This is a genomic window from Psychromonas antarctica (genome assembly GCF_022267535.1).
GTDB lineage: Bacteria > Pseudomonadota > Gammaproteobacteria > Enterobacterales > Psychromonadaceae > Psychromonas > Psychromonas antarctica.
The window spans coordinates 1-6,019 of the sequence record NZ_JAHNZV010000142.1 but is presented as its reverse complement, the minus strand read 5'-3'; the positions used below and the strand labels follow the sequence as shown (position 1 = coordinate 6,019).

The 6,019-nt window shown below is 36.7% G+C and carries 6 protein-coding genes; 2 read left to right on the top strand and 4 right to left on the bottom strand.

Features of this window, described 5'->3' with window-relative positions:
• Positions 1-115: 115 nt before the first annotated feature.
• The 4 genes from KSO91_RS15700 to KSO91_RS15685 form a co-directional block, all read right to left on the bottom strand.
• Complete coding sequence (locus KSO91_RS15700; RefSeq protein ID WP_238743972.1) at positions 116-1,579, bottom strand: S1 family peptidase; 1,464 nt, start codon at positions 1,577-1,579, stop codon at positions 116-118.
• 303 nt (positions 1,580-1,882) lie between these two features.
• Entirely contained in the window at positions 1,883-2,284 is a 402-nt protein-coding gene (locus KSO91_RS15695) for a hypothetical protein (RefSeq protein WP_238743971.1), read from the bottom strand.
• The gene (locus KSO91_RS15690) at positions 2,274-2,873 is read right to left on the bottom strand and encodes a tetratricopeptide repeat protein (RefSeq protein WP_238743970.1); all 600 of its coding nucleotides are present in this window, start codon (positions 2,871-2,873) and stop codon (positions 2,274-2,276) included. Before KSO91_RS15690 ends, KSO91_RS15695 begins: the two co-directional genes overlap by 11 nt.
• A 336-nt stretch (positions 2,874-3,209) precedes the next feature.
• Positions 3,210-4,205, bottom strand: a complete 996-nt coding sequence (locus KSO91_RS15685; RefSeq protein WP_238743969.1) for a transposase — start codon at positions 4,203-4,205, stop codon at positions 3,210-3,212.
• A 348-nt stretch (positions 4,206-4,553) separates the two neighbouring features.
• On the opposite strand from KSO91_RS15685, the gene KSO91_RS15680 reads away from it, so the two are divergent.
• On the top strand, positions 4,554-5,201 hold the full coding sequence (locus tag KSO91_RS15680; RefSeq protein WP_238743968.1) for an ankyrin repeat domain-containing protein: 648 nt from the start codon (positions 4,554-4,556) through the stop codon (positions 5,199-5,201).
• Positions 5,202-5,398: 197 nt separating this feature from the next.
• Positions 5,399-5,809, top strand: a complete 411-nt coding sequence (locus tag KSO91_RS15675) for a hypothetical protein (RefSeq protein ID WP_238743967.1) — start codon at positions 5,399-5,401, stop codon at positions 5,807-5,809.
• Positions 5,810-6,019: the final 210 nt, after the last annotated feature.

Below are 6,019 nucleotides of genomic sequence, written 5' to 3'. Positions count from 1 at the left end.
GTCTAAAAAGTGGACTATGCCAATAAGGAATTGGAAACCCGCCTTAAATCGCTTTATAATCGAATTTGAGGAGCAACTAGCTCCCCATATCTAACGGGCATTTACACAGTTTGTTTTACACCCTCCCACTTAACGGCAGGCTTGTTCTGTTTACCTCCTGGTTTACGCTTTGCTGTACGCTACTTTGATATTCAAAAGTAACCTTGTGGCTTCCCTCCGGGATCTGCACTGAAAGCACTTCTAGATCACATTCCCCGTTAAACTGGTACTGCTGCTGTTCATCTACCATAATGCGTAAACGTCCATCCCCACTTTTTGTGAGTAACTTGGCTGAAAATGATAAGAAACCTGGCCCTTCAATCTCACCTTCTAACAATTGTTGCACAGGATCATTAACAAAAGCACTTTGTAGCCCACTTTGAATATTATCTTGCCATGTGTGAGAACCACCAGAAAGCCATGACTGAAATATGCTATTCCATCCTTGTACTAAGGGTTCATTACTCATTTGTATGGCACGTAAGCTGATACTTTTTATTTCACCCGCTACTGCAAAGGTTAATTGACCAGAAATGTATTTATTATCGTTTAGCATAACCGATACATTCGCTTCGCAGTAACCACCCACAGGCAAAATCGCACAATTAGAATCAAGCAAAGTGAAATGTTCATTATCAATGCTTATAGCGTCAACATTTACATTGCTAGTGCCTTGATTATAAAAACGAATGCTGCGAATGACAGCTAAAGAAGAATCGCTGACTTTCCACAATACACTTCTCGGATAATCAATTGCTCCCACCAACTCCTCCGTTGTTTCTTTTATCCAATCAAGATAGAAACCAATTCTGGTAAATATACCTGTATAGTTAGTACCACTAGCGACCAATGCGACATACTTTGAGCCACTCTCCCCCTTAATAAAAGCAGGTGTACCGCTGTCTCCTCCAGCAGGTCCTAATAACTCACGACCAGCACAGATAAAGAGGTTATTGTCGAGATCAGCTGGGATTTCTCCACCAATTAGATTATTGCAGCTTTCATTATCGATAATTGGTATTAGTGCACCTTGTAACTCATATGCAGGGATGTAACTGCTGTAACTTGTTGAACCTAAACCCAATATTTGTAGCATCTCCCCCGCTCGAATGTTTTTATTTTCCATTTCAGTAATAATAGAAGCTCGCGGGTATCCCTCTGGAATACTATCCATTTGATAAATAGCAATATCACTACTACCATCACCTACGTACTCAGGATGAATAATATTGGTTTTAAGCGAGTAACAATTATTTTGCACCATAGATCCAGAGCTTCCCAGACAAGCGACTGAGTTCTCTGCCGGTACGAATGATTTGGCGCAATGCGCCGCTGAAATAATTAACCCTTGCCCTATATACACACCACCACATGAGTGAGGGTTTAGCGTTAATCCAGATGGGCTAGGGGCTTTGGTATGCAACGAAACCAGAAAAGGCCAATCATTGTCTGCAACCGTAGTTCCACCGACAACTGCTAGTACATCAAAAGAAAATACAAACAACAACCAAGTTAGGTATTGAGTTAAACGTACAAACATGAAAATCTCCAGTAATCAAATATAAAATAAAATCACTGAATAATCTCTGCAAAGCAAAATAAAATCAATTTACCTTGCCACATTTCGTGACGCATACGTTGAAAAGTATAAAATAATCAATTAAATAAATAAAAAATATTGCTTTGTAAAAAAACAAAAAAATAGAAAAAAAATAGGACGGAAAAAAATAGGACAGCCATTAAACAAAATAGGACATTTCTATATTGCACTTACAATGTGCGTTTAACGGGTGTTATGGAAATACAGATAATAAGATTGGTTTAACCAATCCACCTTTTTTAGTTATTTCGAATTCTTTTCGTATTTACAAACTTCCAATCTTTTACAAATTTCTTCATGCAGACATCTTCTTAAAATATTACGGATGGCGTTATTCGCTACTGATTTTTTTGCACTAATAGAAAAAACTGCGCCAACAGCATTTTGTTGGCGTTGATGAAATAGATTATAATCGCACTGTATGTCATCACCACATGCTTTTTTAAGATCTTCCGTAGTTGCTTTTAAAGCAACTCTGGTTTCTTCAGCAGCATCTGCAATATCTTCGCTAGTATTTATTACAACTTCCAGACGATTCACTGCAGATTTTAATTTAGGGACGTTACCGCCAAGCCTTTCAATCCCTTCTATCATTTTTTTTATTGTATCTTTGTCGTTATTAATTTTTTCAATATCAATAGCCATTTAATGTTCCTTCATTTATTGTTTGTTCAATACTTTTTAGTGCGTTAATACCTTGGATACGCAATAATGCTTTTTCGCTTTCTTGATATCCAAGTTCAAGGGACTCACGGAAAAGAGATTCTGCTTTTTTAATATCTTGTTTGATAAGTACACCTTCTTCATATTCAATCCCGAGTAAATACATCGCAGGAGAGAAGTTTTGTTCGGCTGATTTGATATAATATTCAAGGGCTTTTTGTTTGTTGACTTTAACACCATATCCAAAGTAATAGATTAAACCTAATGAATGCTGAGCAGGGGCATAGTTATGCTTTTCTGCTTTAGTAAACCATTCTTTCGCAGTCTTGAAATTTTGCTTAACACCATATCCAGACTCATATAGGATCCCTACCCCCCAAAGCGATTCTGGAATTTCTTGCTCTGAAAGCTCTTTCCATATTTTCATTGCAGTCCCATAATCTTCATCGATATAGGCTGTTCTAGCCTTTGTTAGTTCATCACTAACTTCATCGCTAACGTATTCTGTACACGAAAACAGGCTTATCAGTATAATCAACAGAAAAGACAATGTGATTTTATTATTGTGCATAGTAAAAAACCTAATGTAGTGAAAATAATAAAGCAAAAAAAATAAATGATACCACGCTTACATCTTAAAAACATCAACATAAAATAATTTGAAAACAATAAAAACAAAATAACAAAATAGGACAGCAATAACAAAATAGGACAGCCAAACCTTTTAAAATGAAGGTTAATGAAAAGCCCGAGTGATCGCCACAAATGATCGGACTTTTGCGCGGTGAAATTGTAAAAAAGTGGATTTGCTGTGGTTATGTTAAATAATGAGGAATTTTACAGAAATTGAAACATCGACATCCCTTAGCAAGATGCTAATGAGATAAAAAACTGTCAACAATGACTTTTAATGAAGCATGCGCTGTAATTTGGCCTTACCTGATATCCAACGCTTACCAGTATGCTCAGCGAACAAGGCAAGTTCATCAAGTGAGCCCACTGCACCATGATAATTTTTGCCAAAACTACAGGCTAATTCCAACCAAGTTTCACTGTCTAAACCGAGCGTACTCAGTAGACTGGGTATTTGCGCACTAATCGTGCCGCGTTTATCATCTCTAATTACCCGTCCAGTCCAATCTACAAGCTCTAAATAATCGATGAAAGCATAAGGAATGCCTTGTGGCTGCTCATTGCATTCACCAGCCACAAAGGCGAATAAGGGTTTAATAACATTATCTTGTTCGTCTATATCGTCGCTGCTCGCAATACCATGGATACGTTCAAATATTGACGTGTATTCAGATGATTCTACACTTTTAGCCATTTTTGCGCGCACAGGATTCAAATCGACATAAGCCATACAAGTTAGCAATGCCTTTTCGTCGAGCAAAGCTTGTGATTTGAAACGCCCTTCCCAAAACCGTCCTTTGCAGTTATCTTCTTTATTGGCTTTGCGGGCAATAAATTCGTTTAAGCTACGCATAAACCAAGAAATATCAACTAAACGATGTCGCCATTTAGTGATCACCTCCAATGCCACATTAACTTCGGTTTCAGTTGCTAATTCGCCCTTTATCCAGCGTGTTACGATGGGAGAGCCCGAATATAGTTGATACCAACGTTTGCAGATATCCTCATCAGAGCAAGCTTCAATTTCTACTTCATTGGCATGTAAAACAAGATGATAGTGGTTGGAAAGAATCGAGTAGGCACAAACATTAATCGCAAAAATATTACTGAGTTGACGAATGCGCTCAACCATCCATTGACGCCGATGAGAAAAACTTTTGCCGCTATATTGATCTTCGCCACACAAGAATGCGCGGCGCACACAGCGAGATATACAATGATAATAGGGGGTATCAGAAAGCGAAATTAATGAAGATCGTGATTGCGTCATACCTACATCTACTGGTGAATATAAAAACACTGGTTATATAGTAGGTACAAACTCGCAACCCGTCAAAAGGTATGGCTGTCCTAGCTTCTTGCTATAATACTAACTGACACTCTGAACTGCCTTATCCCTGCTGAATTTCTAATTTTGATGTTTGTATCTTTGGGCTTAAGTTCTGCAGTACACGTTGTCATTTTGACGAGTAAATTGAAGTCTTAAAATGACGGTTCAGAAGGTTATTTACCTGCAGATTAAATAGAATTTTTATATTTTACTGCTTATTTGATATTTTTAATTGACTTATTTTTTTGATTTGGTATCTTCTTTTCTTAATAAAAGGAGTTGTTGAAGATGAAATTATTTTTTATCATTATGATGCTCGCTACGGCTAATTATGCCAGCGCAAATAGCACTGAAGTACAAATGATTGGACATGCAGCTCATTCTGATGCTTCTGCTACAGATCATCCTCAATCAGAAAAAAGCAATATTGATCTAGTAAATCATCAAATAATTGCAGCCCTAAAAACACATGACTTTTATACTTTTGCTAGTGCATACAATAAAGTTGAAAATAAAGATACATTCATAATTAATAATGATGGCACTGTGATGTACTACCTTTTCATGTTTATGGGAGTTGATGACCCTCAGTATTTCGACTTAGTGCTTAAACATTCAAACCCTAATATTATTGATGAACTCAATGATATAACCCCCATTTTTAGAGCTGCAGATTCATGTCAAGTAAATAAAGCAAAAAAATTAATTGCAGCGGGAGCTGACGTAAATTATGTTTCCAATAAAGATAACTATCTAACTACCGCTGAAGGTTTTACTCCTCTGCATGTAGCTGCAGGCACAAAATGTTATAAATTAGTTCTCTTACTCTTACAGCATGGTGCAAATAAGCATGTAAAAACGGTAAATGGATTAACTCCCTACGATATATCTGTGAAAAAGGGAAATCTTAAAATGACCGAGTTGCTTAAGTTATAATATCGTAATCCTACAGTATGATAAGCAGCTGGAAATATTTATATTTTAGCAAATAGGGGCAATAGGTTTAGCTGCAATTTGAAGGTGAATTCATACAAATTAACTTCGTGGAATCAGCCCGAATAAAAACGCTTGATAAAATGATCGAGCAATCACATCAGAACAACCAACAGAAAATAACTAAGGAAGGTACGGTTATGGCTTTAGCCACTATTGATGAGATAAAAATCAAAAAAGAAATAAATAATCTAAATAAATTAATAAAAATTATTGAACGAGCAGGAGGTGAGCTACCAGGATTAAAAACAGCTCTTAACCGTTTAGAATTCTGTATTGATACAGGCATAGACATGGTTGATGCTGCTCGTCAAACTGCGGATCAATTACAACAATATAGAGAAAAACTATTGGCTGAGTGTCGAGGCGATGTTAGCTGCGAAATCTATGTAAGAGGGCAATATCAAAAACTTAGTGTCGATGCTTTAACGGGTGACCTAGGGAATACATCTACAGGTAAGTTATTTTTAATAAACACAGTTCAAAGATATGCTCCCAAAGTAGTTTGCGACCACTTGGAATTTTGTGCAAGAAAAGCCAATGCACAGTAATAGGTTATTTGATGATTTTGCCACTTAATATATGGGGTTAAGCAAAGTAGGACAGCCAAACCTTTTAAAATTAATGTTAATTATTAATAACATTATCTTGTTCGTCTATATCTTCACTGCTCGCAATACCATGGATACGTTCAAATATTGACGTGCATTCAGATGATTCTACACTTTTAGCCATTTTTGCGCGCACAGGATTCAAATCGA

Bases quoted from the DNA above. Each gene is read 5' to 3' on its own strand.
- KSO91_RS15680 (WP_238743968.1), top strand. From the start codon at position 4,554: ATGAAATTATTTTTTATCATTATGATGCTCGCTACGGCTAATTATGCC.
- KSO91_RS15690 (WP_238743970.1), bottom strand. From the start codon at position 2,873: ATGCACAATAATAAAATCACATTGTCTTTTCTGTTGATTATACTGATA.
- KSO91_RS15685 (WP_238743969.1), bottom strand. From the start codon at position 4,205: ATGACGCAATCACGATCTTCATTAATTTCGCTTTCTGATACCCCCTAT.
- KSO91_RS15700 (WP_238743972.1), bottom strand. From the start codon at position 1,579: ATGTTTGTACGTTTAACTCAATACCTAACTTGGTTGTTGTTTGTATTT.
- KSO91_RS15695 (WP_238743971.1), bottom strand. From the start codon at position 2,284: ATGGCTATTGATATTGAAAAAATTAATAACGACAAAGATACAATAAAA.
- KSO91_RS15675 (WP_238743967.1), top strand. From the start codon at position 5,399: ATGGCTTTAGCCACTATTGATGAGATAAAAATCAAAAAAGAAATAAAT.